The organism is Curtobacterium sp. MR_MD2014 (assembly GCF_000772085.1).
Taxonomy (GTDB): Bacteria; Actinomycetota; Actinomycetes; order Actinomycetales; family Microbacteriaceae; genus Curtobacterium.
Genome location: NZ_CP009755.1, coordinates 859,257 through 872,691, shown reverse-complemented (window position 1 = coordinate 872,691; position 13,435 = coordinate 859,257). Strand labels below are relative to the sequence as shown.

The 13,435-nt window shown below is 70.8% G+C and carries 12 protein-coding genes and 1 riboswitch; of the genes, 4 read left to right on the top strand and 8 right to left on the bottom strand.

Annotated elements, in window-relative coordinates; all coding sequences use genetic code 11:
• Nucleotides 1-165: 165 nt before the first annotated feature.
• The 8 genes from NI26_RS04100 to gcvT all read right to left on the bottom strand — a co-directional run bounded on the left by NI26_RS04100 (nucleotide 166) and on the right by gcvT (nucleotide 11,015).
• Nucleotides 166-669 (bottom strand): PH domain-containing protein, encoded by a 504-nt coding sequence (locus NI26_RS04100; RefSeq protein WP_066652794.1) that lies wholly within the window; start codon nucleotides 667-669, stop codon nucleotides 166-168.
• A gap of 62 nt (nucleotides 670-731) precedes the next feature.
• Nucleotides 732-2,474: a dipeptide ABC transporter ATP-binding protein gene (locus NI26_RS04095; protein ID WP_066652791.1), complete on the bottom strand. Its 1,743-nt coding sequence runs from the start codon at nucleotides 2,472-2,474 to the stop codon at nucleotides 732-734.
• A complete protein-coding gene (locus tag NI26_RS04090) occupies nucleotides 2,471-3,421 on the bottom strand; it encodes an ABC transporter permease (RefSeq protein ID WP_066652788.1) in 951 nt (316 codons plus the stop codon). Before NI26_RS04090 ends, NI26_RS04095 begins: the two co-directional genes overlap by 4 nt.
• On the bottom strand, nucleotides 3,411-4,340 hold the full coding sequence (locus NI26_RS04085) for an ABC transporter permease (RefSeq protein ID WP_066652773.1): 930 nt from the start codon (nucleotides 4,338-4,340) through the stop codon (nucleotides 3,411-3,413). Before NI26_RS04085 ends, NI26_RS04090 begins: the two co-directional genes overlap by 11 nt.
• 246 nt (nucleotides 4,341-4,586) lie before the next feature.
• Nucleotides 4,587-6,215 carry a peptide ABC transporter substrate-binding protein gene (locus NI26_RS04080; protein ID WP_066652772.1) on the bottom strand — a complete coding sequence of 543 codons (1,629 nt, stop codon included), beginning with the start codon at nucleotides 6,213-6,215 and terminating at the stop codon, nucleotides 4,587-4,589.
• 402 nt (nucleotides 6,216-6,617) lie between these two features.
• Complete coding sequence (gcvP, locus tag NI26_RS04075) at nucleotides 6,618-9,533, bottom strand: aminomethyl-transferring glycine dehydrogenase (RefSeq protein ID WP_066652770.1); 2,916 nt, start codon at nucleotides 9,531-9,533, stop codon at nucleotides 6,618-6,620.
• A complete protein-coding gene (gene gcvH, locus NI26_RS04070; protein ID WP_066652768.1) occupies nucleotides 9,530-9,907 on the bottom strand; it encodes a glycine cleavage system protein GcvH in 378 nt (125 codons plus the stop codon). Before gcvH ends, gcvP begins: the two co-directional genes overlap by 4 nt.
• A gap of 4 nt (nucleotides 9,908-9,911) precedes the next feature.
• A complete protein-coding gene (gcvT, locus tag NI26_RS04065) occupies nucleotides 9,912-11,015 on the bottom strand; it encodes a glycine cleavage system aminomethyltransferase GcvT (protein WP_066652765.1) in 1,104 nt (367 codons plus the stop codon).
• A 170-nt stretch (nucleotides 11,016-11,185) separates the two neighbouring features.
• A riboswitch (glycine riboswitch) is annotated at nucleotides 11,186-11,276 on the bottom strand.
• A 95-nt stretch (nucleotides 11,277-11,371) separates the two neighbouring features.
• Between gcvT and NI26_RS04060 the strand changes: the two genes are divergently transcribed.
• From NI26_RS04060 to NI26_RS04045, 4 genes are read left to right on the top strand one after another with little or no spacing between them, the layout of a single operon-like run.
• Entirely contained in the window at nucleotides 11,372-11,761 is a 390-nt protein-coding gene (locus tag NI26_RS04060; protein WP_066652757.1) for a BlaI/MecI/CopY family transcriptional regulator, read from the top strand.
• A 13-nt stretch (nucleotides 11,762-11,774) separates the two neighbouring features.
• Nucleotides 11,775-12,509: a M56 family metallopeptidase gene (locus NI26_RS04055; RefSeq protein WP_066652755.1), complete on the top strand. Its 735-nt coding sequence runs from the start codon at nucleotides 11,775-11,777 to the stop codon at nucleotides 12,507-12,509.
• A 48-nt stretch (nucleotides 12,510-12,557) separates the two neighbouring features.
• Nucleotides 12,558-13,040 carry an FBP domain-containing protein gene (locus NI26_RS04050; protein WP_081985224.1) on the top strand — a complete coding sequence of 161 codons (483 nt, stop codon included), beginning with the start codon at nucleotides 12,558-12,560 and terminating at the stop codon, nucleotides 13,038-13,040.
• Nucleotides 13,037-13,291: a hypothetical protein gene (locus NI26_RS04045; protein ID WP_066652753.1), complete on the top strand. Its 255-nt coding sequence runs from the start codon at nucleotides 13,037-13,039 to the stop codon at nucleotides 13,289-13,291. Before NI26_RS04050 ends, NI26_RS04045 begins: the two co-directional genes overlap by 4 nt.
• The last annotated feature ends 144 nt before the right edge of the window (nucleotides 13,292-13,435 follow it).

Genomic DNA, 13,435 nt, shown 5'->3' with positions numbered 1-13,435 from the left:
CAACGGCCCGGTGGCGCGTGGCGGGACCGCGTCGAGCCTCCGGATCATCCCGTCGGCGGACGGGAGGCGCGTGGCGGGACCGCGCAGAGCCTCCCGGCCATCCCGTCGGCGGACGGGAGGCGCGTGGCGGGACCGCGCAGGGCCTCCCGACCGCCCCGTGGTGCGTCAGACCGCCAGCGCGCCCGCGGAGACCAGCAGCAGGACCGCGACCGCCGCCCCGGTCACGACGGCGGGACGGTCCCACCCGCGGCGGACGTCGCTGTCGGGTGCCCCGGCCGCGCGGCGTGCGCGCCAGCGCTGGCGGATCGTCCGCAGCTCCTCCGGCTCCTGCGGCACGGACAGCTGCCCACGACGGACCGGACGCGACCCGCGGATCGACGGCCCGCCGCGGCAGGTGACGGAGCGCCCGTCGGCGGTCTGCACCACGATCTGCCAGCGCAGCCGGACGTCGGTGACGGCAGCCCACGGGACGCGGGTGGTGCGCATCGGGTTCACGACCGTGAGCGCGTCGTCGTCGAGCCGCACCGACGGCCGGACGGTGAGCAGCCAGAGCGCCCACACGATCGCGGCGACCGGGCCGACCGCGACCCAGACGACGTCCCAACTCCCCCGTACCGCGGCGTCGGCGAGCAGGAACACCCCCAGGACGACGACGAGGCCGGACGCCACCGCCCCTCCGCGACCTGCGCGGAGGACGACGGGACGTCCGGCCTCGGGGTGGTGCAGCGGGATCAGCGCCCGAACTCGAACCCGGCACCCGGGATCGCCGCGAGCAGGTCCTTCGTGTACTGCTCCTTCGGGTTCGCGAAGACCTCGTCGGTCGTCGCCTTCTCGACGATCTGCCCCTTCCGCATGACGCAGACGTTGTCCGCGACGAGGCGGACGACGGCGAGGTCGTGCGTGATGAAGAGGTACGTCAGGTCGAGCTCGGTCTGCAGCTCGGTGAGCAGGTCGAGGATCTGTCCCTGGACGAGCACGTCGAGCGCCGAGACCGCCTCGTCGAGCACGATGACCTCGGGCTTGAGCGCCAGCGCACGCGCGACCGCGATGCGCTGCCGCTGCCCGCCGGAGAGCTCGTTCGGGTAGCGGTTCACCATCGACTTCGGCAGCGCGACCTGGTCGAGCAGCTCGAGCACGCGGGCCCGGCGGCTCGCCTTGTCGCCCACCTTGTGCGTGGCAAGGGGCTCGGCGATCGTGTTCCCGACGTTGTACATCGGGTCCAGCGAGCCGTACGGGTCCTGGAAGACCGGCTGCACCCGGCGACGGAAGTCGAACAGGTCCTTGCCCTTGAGGGCGCCGATGTCGATGCCGTCGAACGTGACCGAACCACCGCTGATCGACTCGAGCTGCAGCACGAGCTTCGCGACGGTCGACTTGCCCGAGCCCGACTCGCCGACGAGCGCCGTGGTGGTGCCCTTCGGGATCGCGAACGAGACGTCGTCGACGGCCTTGAGCTCGCGGGACTGCAGGTTCTTCCCGCGGAGCTTGTAGACCTTCTGCAGGTTCTTCACCACGATGAGGTCCTGCGCCGGACGGTGCTCGCGCTCCTGGGCGCGGGCGATCAGCTCGTCGTCCTCGCTGCCCGCGTCGGCGATGTCGACCCGCGCGTGCTGCACCTTCGACTGGATGCGACGGCTCGCGAGCGAGGGCGCCGCGGCGACGAGGCGCTGCGTGTACGGGTGCTGCGGGTTCGCCAGGATCTCCTTGGACGGACCCGACTCGACGACCTGGCCCTTGTACATCACGACGAGCTTCTCGGCACGCTCGGCGGCGAGGCCGAGGTCGTGCGTGATGAACAGGACCGAGGTGCCGAAGTCACGGGTCAGCGTCTCGAGGTGATCGAGGATGATCCGCTGGACGGTGACGTCGAGCGCCGAGGTCGGCTCGTCGGCGATGAGCAGCTGCGGGCGGCTGGACAGACCGATGCCGATGAGCACCCGCTGGCGCATGCCGCCGGAAAACTCGTGCGGGAACTGCTTGAGCCGGGTGGCGGCGTCGCCGAGGCCGGCCTCCTGCAGCACCTCGACCGCGCGGGCGCGGATCGCGTGCTTGCCGGTGGCCATGCCGTTGGCCTTGATGGCCTCTTCCACCTGGAAGCCGATCGACCACAGCGGGTTGAGGTTCGACATCGGGTCCTGCGGGACGTAGCCGATCTCCTTCCCGCGGATGCCGGCCATCTCCTTGTCGGACAGCCCGACGAGCTCACGCCCGTTGAACTTGATCGACCCGCCGGTGACCTCGCCGGTGCCGGCGAGCAGCTTGATGATCGCCTGGGCGCTGGTCGACTTGCCCGAACCGGACTCGCCGACGATCGCCAGACGCTCGCCCTGCTCGAGGGTGAAGTCGACGCCGCGTACGGCCTGCACGAGACCGCTCTGGGTACGGAACCCGACCTGCAGGCCGGAGACCTCGAGCAGCGGGGCGCCGGAACCGGCCGGACGACGGGTGGTGGGATCGGTGAGCGTCTCGGTCATCGACGGGCCCTCGCCTTCGGGTCGAGCGCGTCGCGGACCACGTCGCCGAGGAGCAGGAACGCGAGCACGGTGATGGACAGGGCGGCGGACGGCCAGAAGATCGTCGACGGGTTGGTGCGGATCGACGTCTGCGCGGTCCCGATGTCGAGGCCCCAGCTGAGCGCCGACGGGGGCAGCCCGATGCCGAGGAACGACAGGGTGGCCTCGGCGACGATGAACGACCCGAGCGACACCGTGGCGATGACGATGACCGGGGCGATCGCGTTCGGGATCACGTGGCGGACGAGCGTGGTGAAGCGGCTGACGCCGAGCGCCGCCGAGGCGGTGACGTAGTCGGACTGCTTCGCACTGAGCACCGCACCGCGCATGATGCGGGCGATCTGCGGCCACGCGAACGCGGCGAGCACGAGGGCCACCGTGATCGCGTTGCGGGCCGGGATGACCGACATGATCACGATCGCACCGAGGATGGTCGGGATCGAGAAGAAGATGTCGCCGATGCGGGAGACGATCGTGTCGAGCCAGCCGCCGTAGAAGCCGGCGAGGGCACCGATGATGATGCCGACGAGCGACACCAGGATCGTGGCCACCAGGCCGACGATGACCGAGCTGCGTGCGCCCCAGATGACACGGGCGTACACGTCGTAGCCCTGGCGGTTGTACCCGAGCGGGTGACCCGGGCGGGCGCCCTCGTCACTGAAGTCGAGGTTCGCGGCGCGCGGGTCCACGTGCGTGAACAGGCCGGGGAAGACCGCGACGACCAGCACGAGCAGGATCAGGACCGAGGAGATCCAGAAGGTCGGGCGGACACGCATGGAGTCCCACGCGTCGGTCCAGGTCGAGCGCGTCTTCTCCGTCTCGTCGACCTGGTCGACGGCCTGGAGCGGCGTCTCCTCGATCGGCGCCACGTAGTGCGTCGCGGAGCGGGGTTCGGCGTTACTTGGCATAGCGGATCCTCGGGTCCAGGACGGCGTAGAGCAGGTCGACCAGGAGGTTGGCGAGCATGAAGATGATGACCATCACGGCGACGAACGACACGACCGTGGGGCCCTCGCCGAGCTTGACGGCGCGGAACACCGTGCCGCCGACACCGTTGATGTTGAAGATGCCCTCGGTCACGACCGCGCCGACCATCAGGTTGCCGATGTCGACACCGAGGTAGGTCACCACGGGGATGAGCGAGTTGCGGAAGATGTGCACCCCGACCACGCGACGACGGGGCAGGCCCTTCGCGGTGGCGGTCCGGACGAAGTCGGCGTTCATGTTCTCGGCGACGCTCGCGCGCGTGAGCCGCACGATGTACGCGAACGACACGGTCGCGAGCACGACGGCCGGGAGCACGAGCTCCGACCACGGTGCCTGACCCGACACGGTCACGCGGAACAGACCGAGCTGGATGCCGAAGACGTACTGCAGCAGGAAGCCGACGACGAAGGTCGGCACCGAGATGAGCAGCAGCGAGACGACGAGCGCGGAGGTGTCGAACCACTTGCCCTTCTTGAGACCCGCGATGACACCGACGACGATGCCCGCGACGGCCTCGAAGAGCAGGGACAGGAGCGCCAGACGCGCGGTGATCGGGAACGCCGACGCGAGCTGCTGCGACACCGGCAGGCCCGAGTAGGTCAGTCCGAGGTCGCCGCGGAAGACGCCACCGATCCACAGGAAGTACTGGACGAGGAACGGCTTGTCCAGGTTGTACTGCTGCCGGAGCTGCTCGATCACCTGCGGCGACGGCTGACGGTCGCCGAACAGCGCGGCGATCGGGTCGCCGGGCAGCGAGAAGACCATGAAGTAGATGAGGAACGTGGCCCCGAAGAAGACGGGGATGAGTTGCAGGAGGCGCTTGCCGAGGTACCAGAGCATCAGATCGCTCGGCCCTGCGCAGCGGCGCGCGTGTCGTTCAGGTTCATGTCGTGAGGGGTGGACGGCTCGCGGGTCGGCACGGGTGTCCGGTGCGGGCGGCGGCGCCCGCGGTGGTGGGGGTTGTGTTGCCGCCGAGGTACGGGGGCCCGGAGACCGTGTGGTCTCCGGACCCCCGTCCGGTGGCCGCGGAGCAGGATACCTGCTCGCGATGTGTCTCCGCGGTGCTCGACCGCGGTGACACCGGTGTTACTTGGTGACCTCGATGTCGTAGTACAGCGGCACGGAGTCCCAACCGAACTTGACGTTCTTCACGTTGTCGGCCGACCAGACGCCGGTCACGTTGGAGTACCACAGCGGGATCTCCGGCAGGTCCTGGAACAGGAGCTCCTGGGCCTGGTCGAAGTACTTGTTGCCCTCTTCGACGGTCGAGGCGGAACGGCCCTTGGCGAGCAGCTCGTTGTACTCGGCCGAGTCGTAGCGCGCGTAGTTGCTGGACGAGCCCTCACCCATGGTCGGGCCGAGGAAGTTGTACAGCGACGGGTAGTCGGCCTGCCAACCGGTGCGGCTACCGCCCGTGAGCTTGTCCTGCGTCTGGGCGTCGAGCGCCTCCTGGAACGTCGGGATCGCCTTGCCCTCGGCCTTGATGTCGAGCGTGTTCGAGATCGAGTTGGTGACCGCGGTCACCCATGCCTCGTGCCCGCCGTCGGCGTTGTAGGCGATGGTGAGCGTCTCGTCGTACGGCGACATCTCGTTGGCCTGCGCCCAGAGCTTCTTGGCCTCGGACGGGTTGTAGTCGAGGACGTCGGAGCCCTTGAGGTCACCGTTCCAGCCGGCGATGACCGGGGAGGTGAAGTCCTTGGCCGGGGTGCGGGTGCCGTCGAAGATCTTGTCGGTGATCTGCTTGCGGTTGACCGCCATCGACAGGGCCTCGCGACGGAGCTTGCCCTCCTCGCCCTTCCAGTGGTCGAGGTAGTAGGGCAGGTAGAAGCCCTGGAAGATCGCCGCGGCCTGGTTCGCGTTCGAGTCGGGGAAGTCCGACTTGTACGTCGCGAAGGCAGCGTCCGGGATGGCGTCGAGCACGTCGAGGTTGCCACCCTGCACGTCCGCGTAGGCGGTGTCCTGCGAGGTGTAGAACGTGATCGTCAGACCACCGTTCTTCGGCTTGCGCTTGCCGGCGTAGTCCTCGTTGGTGACGAGCTTGATCGACTGGTTGTGCGTCCACGCACCCTTGCCGTCGAGCTTGTACGGGCCGTTGCCGATCGGGTTCTCACCGAACGCCTTGGTGTCGTCGTAGAACGCCGAGGGGAGCGGCATGAAGGCCGAGTAGCCGAGCGACAGCGGGAAGTCCGACTGCGCCGACTTCAGCGTGACGGTGAACTCGTCGTCGCTCTTGACCTTGAGCCCGGTGAGCTCCGAGTCCTTGTCGGCGTCGTAGCCCTCGATGTTCTCGAAGAAGTAGCTCGCGCCCTGCGCGTTCGACTTCTGGGCAGCCCAGTTCCACGCCTTCGTGAACGACTCGGCCGTGACCTTCTCGCCGTTGGTGAAGGTGTAGCCCGTGTTCAGCGTGATGTCGTAGGTCTTGGAGTCATCGGTGTCGATGCTCTTCGCGACCTCGTTCACCGGCTTGCCGTCGGCGTCGTACGAGACGAGGCCCTCGAAGATCGACGTGATGATCTTGCCGCCACCGGTCTCGGTGGAGTTCGAGGGGATGAGCGGGTTCTGGGGCTCGGAGCCGTTCGTGGTGACGATCCCGGACGCGTTCGTCGAGCCCGAGTCACCGCCGTTGCCGCTTCCGTTGCTGGAGCAGCCGGTCAGGGCGATTGCTGTGGCCCCGAGCACGGCGAGGGCAGAGAGCCCAGCGCGCTTCTTGATCAAGGTTCCTCCTGGTGCATGGGACGCGCCAGGCACAGAGGTGCTGCCGGGCGCGTTTGTCCTTGCACTGTAGGCAGTGCTCGGACCGCCGACCAAACCCTGCGGCCATCGGTTACAAACCGGAAACCAAGTTGCAGGATCGTTGCGGGAGGATGCAAGATTCGGTCGCCCTGACGAGGCGCGAGCGGGTTTGTTGCTTCTGCAACGAAGTTGTTGCACGAGCGCACAGCGATGGGCTAGCCGAGCAGCCCTCGGACGGAGGTGGAGCGCTCCGACATCCCGCGGTCCGGAACCGTCGGCGCACACCCCCTGGCGCACGTGTGCCCTGCCCGGATCTCCGGACAGGGCACACGCTACGCGCTCAGGGGTGGGACCGCCGCCGTGTGACACGGGCGGCGGGCCTGATCAGGCGAACGCCTCGATCGGCGGGCACGCGCAGACCAGGTTCCGGTCGCCGTACGCCTGGTCGATCCGGCGGACCGGTGGCCAGTACTTCCGCGCACTGATCCCGGGCACGGGGTAGACGGCCTGCTCCCGCGTGTACGGGTGCGTCCACTCCCCCGAGATCGCGGACGCCGCGGTGTGCGGGGCGTGCACGAGCGGGTTGTCGTCCGCCGGCCACTCCCCCCGCTCGACGGCTGCCGCTTCGGCACGGATGGCCAGCATCGCGTCGACGAAGCGGTCGAGCTCGGCGAGGTCCTCGCTCTCGGTCGGTTCGACCATGAGCGTCCCGGCGACCGGGAACGACATCGTCGGGGCGTGGAAGCCGTAGTCCACCAGGCGCTTCGCGACGTCGTCGACCGTGATGCCGGACGACTCGCGCAGGGGGCGCAGGTCGAGGATGCACTCGTGGGCGACGAGCCCCGACTCCCCCGTGTAGAGCACGGGGAACGCGTCACGGAGCCGCGCGGCGATGTAGTTCGCACCGAGGACCGCGGCCTCGGTCGCCCGGGTGAGGCCCTCGAGTCCCATCATCCGGACGTAGGTCCAGGTGATCGGCAGGATGCTCGGGCTGCCGTAGGGCGCTGCGGAGACCGGCCCACCGGCGTGGGCGAGTCGCCCGTCCGAGGTCGATCCGGGTCGCCGGTCCGGGTCCTGGGCGAAGGCGTGCGCCGGCAGGAAGGGCGCGAGGTGCGCCTTCGCCGCGACCGGGCCGACGCCGGGGCCGCCGCCGCCGTGCGGGATGCAGAACGTCTTGTGCAGGTTGAGGTGCGAGACGTCGCCGCCGAAGTCGCCGAACCGGGCGTGCCCGAGCAGTGCGTTGAGGTTGGCACCGTCGACGTACACCTGGCCACCGGCCTCGTGCACGGCGTCGCAGACCTCGCGGACGTCGTGCTCGTACACGCCGTGCGTCGAGGGGTAGGTGATCATCAGCGCGGCGAGGGTGTCGGCGTGCTGCGCGGTCTTGGCACGGAGGTCGGCGAGGTCGACGTTGCCGTCCTCGTCGCAGGCCACGACGACGACCTTCATGCCGGCGAGGACGGCGGACGCGGCGTTCGTGCCGTGGGCGCTCGACGGGATGAGGCACACCGTGCGGTCGACGTCACCGCGGGACCGGTGGTAGCCCCGGATCGCGAGCAGCCCCGCGAGCTCGCCCTGGCTGCCGGCGTTCGGCTGCAACGAGACCGTGTCGTACCCGGTGACCTCGGCCAGCCAGGTCTCCAGGTCGCCGATCATGTCGAGGTACCCCTCGACGTCCTCGCGCGGGGCGAACGGGTGCATGTTCGCGAACTCGGGCCAGGTGACCGCCGCCATCTCGGTCGCCGCGTTGAGCTTCATGGTGCAGCTGCCGAGCGGGATCATGCCGCGGTCGAGCGCGTAGTCCTTGTCGGCCAGGTGCTTGAGGTACCGCATCATGCGGGTCTCACTGCGGTGCGCGCTGAACACGGGGTGCGTCAGGTACTCGCTGCTGCGCAGCAGGTCGGACGGGAGGCCCGTGGCCGCGTCGCGCACGGCGCCCTCGGTCGACGGGACGGTCACGTCCACCGCCCCGAACACGTCGGCGAGCGCCGTCACGTCCTCGGGTGTGGTCGTCTCGTCCACCGACAGCTGGAGGGTGTCGGCGTCGATCAGGTGGAGCAGGCGGTCGGCGTCGCGCGCGGCGTCGACGATCGCTGCCGCGCGCCCGGGAGCCCGCAGGGTCAGGGTGTCGAACCAGTGCTCGTGCACGACCTCGAGCCCCGCCGCACGGGCGACGTCGGCGAGCGCCGAGGTCGTCCGGGCCACGCGGTCCGCGATGAAGCGCAGCCCCTCGGGGCCGTGGTAGACCGCGTACATCGAGGCCATCACGGCGAGCAGGACCTGCGCGGTGCAGATGTTGCTCGTGGCCTTCTCGCGACGGATGTGCTGCTCACGCGTCTGCAGGCTCAGCCGGTAGGCCATCTGTCCGTCGGCGTCGAAGGAGACGCCGACGAGCCGGCCGGGCAGCTGCCGCTCCAGACCGGCACGGACCGCGAGGTACCCGGCGTGCGGGCCGCCGAAGCCGAGCGGGACGCCGAAGCGCTGGCTCGTGCCCACGGCGACGTCGGCACCCAGGTCGCCCGGGCTCGCCAGGAGCGTCATCGCGAGCAGGTCGGCCGCGACCACGGCGATGCCGCCACCGGCGTGCACGCGCTCGATGGTCGTCGAGGGGTCGACCACGCGCCCGGAGGCACCGGGGTACTGCACGATCACGCCGAAGGCGCCGTCCAGGTCGTCGTCGCTGGGCCCGGTCGCCGCGTCGAACTCGCGCAGGGCGATCCCGACCGCGTCGGCACGGTGGTCGAGCAGCGCGCGGGTCTGCGGCAGCAGGTCGGCGTCCACCAGGAACGCGTCGCCCTTCACCTTCGACGCACGACGGGCCAGGAGCATGCCCTCGACCACGGCCGTGCCCTCGTCGAGCATCGACGCGCCGGCGGTGGCCATGCCGGTCAGGTCGGACACCATCGTCTGGAAGTTGATGAGCGCCTCGAGTCGGCCCTGCGAGATCTCCGGCTGGTAGGGCGTGTACGCCGTGTACCAGCTCGGGTTCTCGAGCACGTTCCGCTGGATCACCGCGGGCGTGTGGGTGCCGTGGTAGCCGAGGCCGATCATGGCGCGACGGACGGTGTTCCGCCCGGCCTTCGCGCGGAGCTCGGCGAGCGCCTCGGTCTCACCGACGGCCGCGGGGACGACCGTGTCGGTGGTGGGCGCGGCGTGGATCGACTCCGGGATCGCCGCGCGGACGAGGGCGTCGAGGGACGGCTGCCCGACCACGTCGAGCATGACCTGCTGGTCGGCGCTCGTCGTGCCGATGTGCCGGTCGGCGAAGCACGTCTGGAGGTTCTGCTGCGCGCCGGTCATGCGAGGGACGCCCGGTACGCGTCGTGGTCCATCAGGTCCTCGGGGAAGGAGGTGCCCTCGACCTTGAGCTTCACGAGCCAGCCGGCGCCGAACGGGTCCTGGTTGACGGTGTCGGGGGCGTCGACCACGGCGTCGTTGATCGCGACGACCTCGCCCTCGATCGGGGCGAAGAGCTCGCCGACGCTCTTGGTCGACTCGATCTCGCCCATCTGCTCGCCGGCGGTCGTGGTGGTGCCGACGGCGGGGAGCTCGACGTAGACGACGTCCCCGAGCTGCTCGGCGGCGTGGTCGGTGATGCCGACGGTCACGGTGTCGCCCTCGACGAGGATCCACTCGTGGTCGGCGGTGTACTGCAGTGCGGTCTGGTCGGTCACGGGATCAGCCTCTCGGAGTGCGGCGGTAGAAGGGGAAGGGGGTGACGGTGCTGGGGATCGCGGTCCCGCGCACGTCGATGTGCAGGAGCTGTCCCTCGCCGGCCACCGTCGGATCGACGAAGGCCATGGCGACGGGGTGTCCCAACGTCGGCGAGAGCGCCCCGGACGTGACGGTGCCGACGACCTGCCCGTCGTGCACGACGTCGTACCCGGCGCGCGGCGCACGGCGTCCCTCGGTCACGAGGCCGACGAGCACGCGGGCACCGGGGGCGGGCACCACGCCGGCGTCCCCCACGAACGAGCCCGAGGTCGCGACGACACGACCGAGACCGGCCTGGGCGGGTCGCACCTCGGTCGACAGTTCGTGCCCGTAGAGCGGCATGCCGGCCTCGAGCCGCAGGGTGTCCCGCGCGGCGAGCCCGGCGGGCACGACACCGCGGTCGGCGCCGGTCTCGAGCAGGGCGTCCCAGATCGACGACGCGACGTCGGTGTCGCTGTAGATCTCGAAGCCGTCCTCGCCGGTGTAGCCGGTCCGGGCGACGAGGACCTCGGCGCCGTCGAACAGCGCGTGCAGCACGCGGTAGTACCGGAGTTCGTCGAGCGGGGTCTCCGGCTGCAGGCGGTCCGCCACGACCAGGGCGTCGAGCGTCCCTGCGGCGGCCGGACCCTGGATCGCCACGAGGGCGGTGGTGTCCGAGTCGTCGGTGACCTCGACGTCGTGGCCGCCCGAGCGCGCGACGAGCGCGTCGACCGCGACGGAGCGGTTCGCGGCGTTCGCCACGACGAGGAAGACGTCCTCGCCGGTGCGGTAGACCACAAGGTCGTCGAGGATCCCGCCGTCCTCGGCGAGGAGCAGCGAGTACTTCGCGCGACCGACCGGCATCGCGCCGAAGGACCCGGCGAGCGCGTGGTCGAGGAACGGCACGGCGTCGGGGCCGACGACGCCGACCTCTGCCATGTGCGACAGGTCGAAGACGCCCGCGGCCTGACGCACGGCGTGGTGCTCGGCGAGGTCGGACGAGTACCGCACGGGCATCCGGTACCCGGCGAAGTCGGTGAAGGTGGCGCCCGCAGCCTCGTGCGCGGACTCGAGTGGGGAGGAACGCATGACGGAGTTCTCCTGGCATCGGCAGGACCCGACGGCCGTCGTCGGGTGGGAACTCCCCCTCTGTCATGGGCCTGAGAGTTTCACCGCGGCCCGTGAGGTCCGGCGGCTTTCACCGTGGGCGAGACGCCGCGCGGGCCCGGCGGGGACGCGTGTCTGCTTTTCAGAGTGGCCTGTCCGCTGCGGTGTGGGACCTGAGAGATTGACGGGGAGGTTGCTCCTTCGGTGCCGTGCGCGTGCGCTCGGCTCTCCCGCGGCGGGTGTGCGGCCGGTGTTGAGTTGTGCAGGCCCGAGCATACCGACCCCGCGTTTCCGGCATGTGTCGTGGTCGCCCCTTCGACGTCTCGTAGAATGCGGGGATGGCAGGACAGCGATCGCGCCCCCGTGGGCAGCTCGAGCAGGCGGTCCTCGAGACCCTGCGCGCTGCGGCCGACCGCGGCGTCGTGGACGGGTGCACGGCACGGCAGGTGCTGGACGCCTTCCCGGAGCCGCGTCCGGCGCTCACCACGGTGCTGACCGTGCTCGACCGCCTGGGACGCAAGGGCCAGGTCGAGCGGCAGGAGCACGCCGAGGCCCCGCTGACCTTCCGCGCCGTGCACAGCCGTGAGCAGCAGACGGCATCGCTGATGTCGAACGCGCTGGCCGCCGCGTCGGACCGTGAGGCCGCGCTGCTCCAGTTCACCGGATCGCTCGCCTCGGACGACCTCGACGTCCTGCGCCGCGCCCTCGACGCCCGAGCCCGCTCCTGACCGGAACCGAGCAGTGGTCGTCGTCGGAGTCGCCCTCATCGCCCTCGCCCTCGTCGTCGTGGTGGTCGCCCCGCGCGTCCTGACCCGGTCCGCCTGGACGATCGACCACCCACGCACGGCGCTGGTCTCGTGGTCCGTCGCGGTCCTGCTCGGCGTGGTCGGCTTCGTCGTCGGGGTCGCCCTCGTCGTCGCGGCCGACCGACCACTCGACCCCTTCCGGCTCACCGAGTCCCCGACGCACGGCCTGAACCTCGGCGTCGCACTCCTCGGCGTGGCGGCGTTCGTCGTCGCGGTCCGGGTCCGTCCCGGTGCCGAGCACGAGGCCGTGCGGCAGGCCATGCGGTCGGGCACCGCTCCGCACCGACAGATCGACGGCACCACCGTCGCCCTGGTCGAGGCAGACCACGCGCTCGCCTGCGCGGTCCCCGGTCGGTCCGGCGGCGTGCTCGTGAGCACCGGGCTCGCCGACCTGCTGCGGACCGACGAACTGGAGGCCGTGGTCGCCCACGAGCGGGCCCACCTGACGCAGCGCCACGCCGTGGCCGTCGCGGTCGCCGAGTCCATCGAGCGTGCGGTCCCGTGGGTTCCCGGGGCGCGCGCCATGGCGCGCTCGACGCGCGTCCTCGTCGAGTTCGCCGCCGACGACGCGGCGGCCCGACGCGTCGGACGCGACGCCCTGCACCGGGCGGTGCTCGTGGCGGACGGGACGAGCGCGCTCGGGGCGGTCCGTGCCTCCCGGCTGCGCTGAGCCCACCGGTCACGCCTGTCGGGGGCGAGGCATAGGGTGGCAGGCACCGTGAAGCCACTGACCGAAGCAGACATCCGTTCGTCGTTCGTGAACGCCACCCCGGACGAGCTCGAGCAGCTCCCCATCCCGGGGTTGCACGAGATGCTGTGGGACGAGCGCGAGTTCCTCGGCTGGCGCGACCCGCAGGCCGCCCGACGCGGCTACATCGTGTCGTGGATCGACGATCGCCCGGTCGGCATCGTCGTCCGCTCCGCCGGCGGTTCGCTCCGCCCGGGCATCGCCGCGATGTGCTCGTTCTGCCACTCCCCGCAGCCGGCGACGCAGGTCCGCCTGTTCTCCGCCGCCCGCGCCGGTGAGTCCGGCCGGAACGGCAACACCATCGGGTCCTACATCTGCGAGGACCTGGGCTGCTCGATGCTCATCCGGACGGCCCCGCCGCACCTCAACCCGCCCGCGACGATCGCGATGCGCGGCGAGGCCCTGCTCGGGCGCGTGCGGAACTTCACCGAGGACGTGGCGAAGACCGCGTGAGCCGGTTCGCCACCGCGCGGTGGGCCGTCGTCGAGGAACAGGGCGACGGGCGCTGGCGCCTCAGCATCCGCGACGAGGCGGACGACGAGCTCGGCGCGCTCGGCCTCGGGGTCGAGGGGCCGTGGGACCCGGACGTCGAGCCGCACGTGGCGTTCGTCCTGGTGCAGCTCGGACTGACGCTCCGCGGTGCGCGGCCGTGGCACGAGGACGAACTCAGCGACCAGCGCGCACCGGTGCTACCGCTCGGGTGAGCGACCGCTCCCGTGGTCGCGGCGGGCGGCGGGCGGCGGGCGGGGACCGAACCACGTACCCGACGTCGAACCAGCCACGCCGCCTGCTTCGACGTCGGGGACCTGGTTCGACGCTGCATTGCACCCCCGGCCCGGCGGCGGGGC

Bases quoted from the DNA above. Each gene is read 5' to 3' on its own strand.
- NI26_RS04060 (WP_066652757.1), top strand. From the start codon at position 11,372: ATGGCAGGACAGCGATCGCGCCCCCGTGGGCAGCTCGAGCAGGCGGTC.
- NI26_RS04095 (WP_066652791.1), bottom strand. From the start codon at position 2,474: ATGACCGAGACGCTCACCGATCCCACCACCCGTCGTCCGGCCGGTTCC.
- NI26_RS04090 (WP_066652788.1), bottom strand. From the start codon at position 3,421: ATGCCAAGTAACGCCGAACCCCGCTCCGCGACGCACTACGTGGCGCCG.
- gcvT (WP_066652765.1), bottom strand. From the start codon at position 11,015: ATGCGTTCCTCCCCACTCGAGTCCGCGCACGAGGCTGCGGGCGCCACC.
- gcvP (WP_066652770.1), bottom strand. From the start codon at position 9,533: ATGACCGGCGCGCAGCAGAACCTCCAGACGTGCTTCGCCGACCGGCAC.
- NI26_RS04085 (WP_066652773.1), bottom strand. From the start codon at position 4,340: ATGCTCTGGTACCTCGGCAAGCGCCTCCTGCAACTCATCCCCGTCTTC.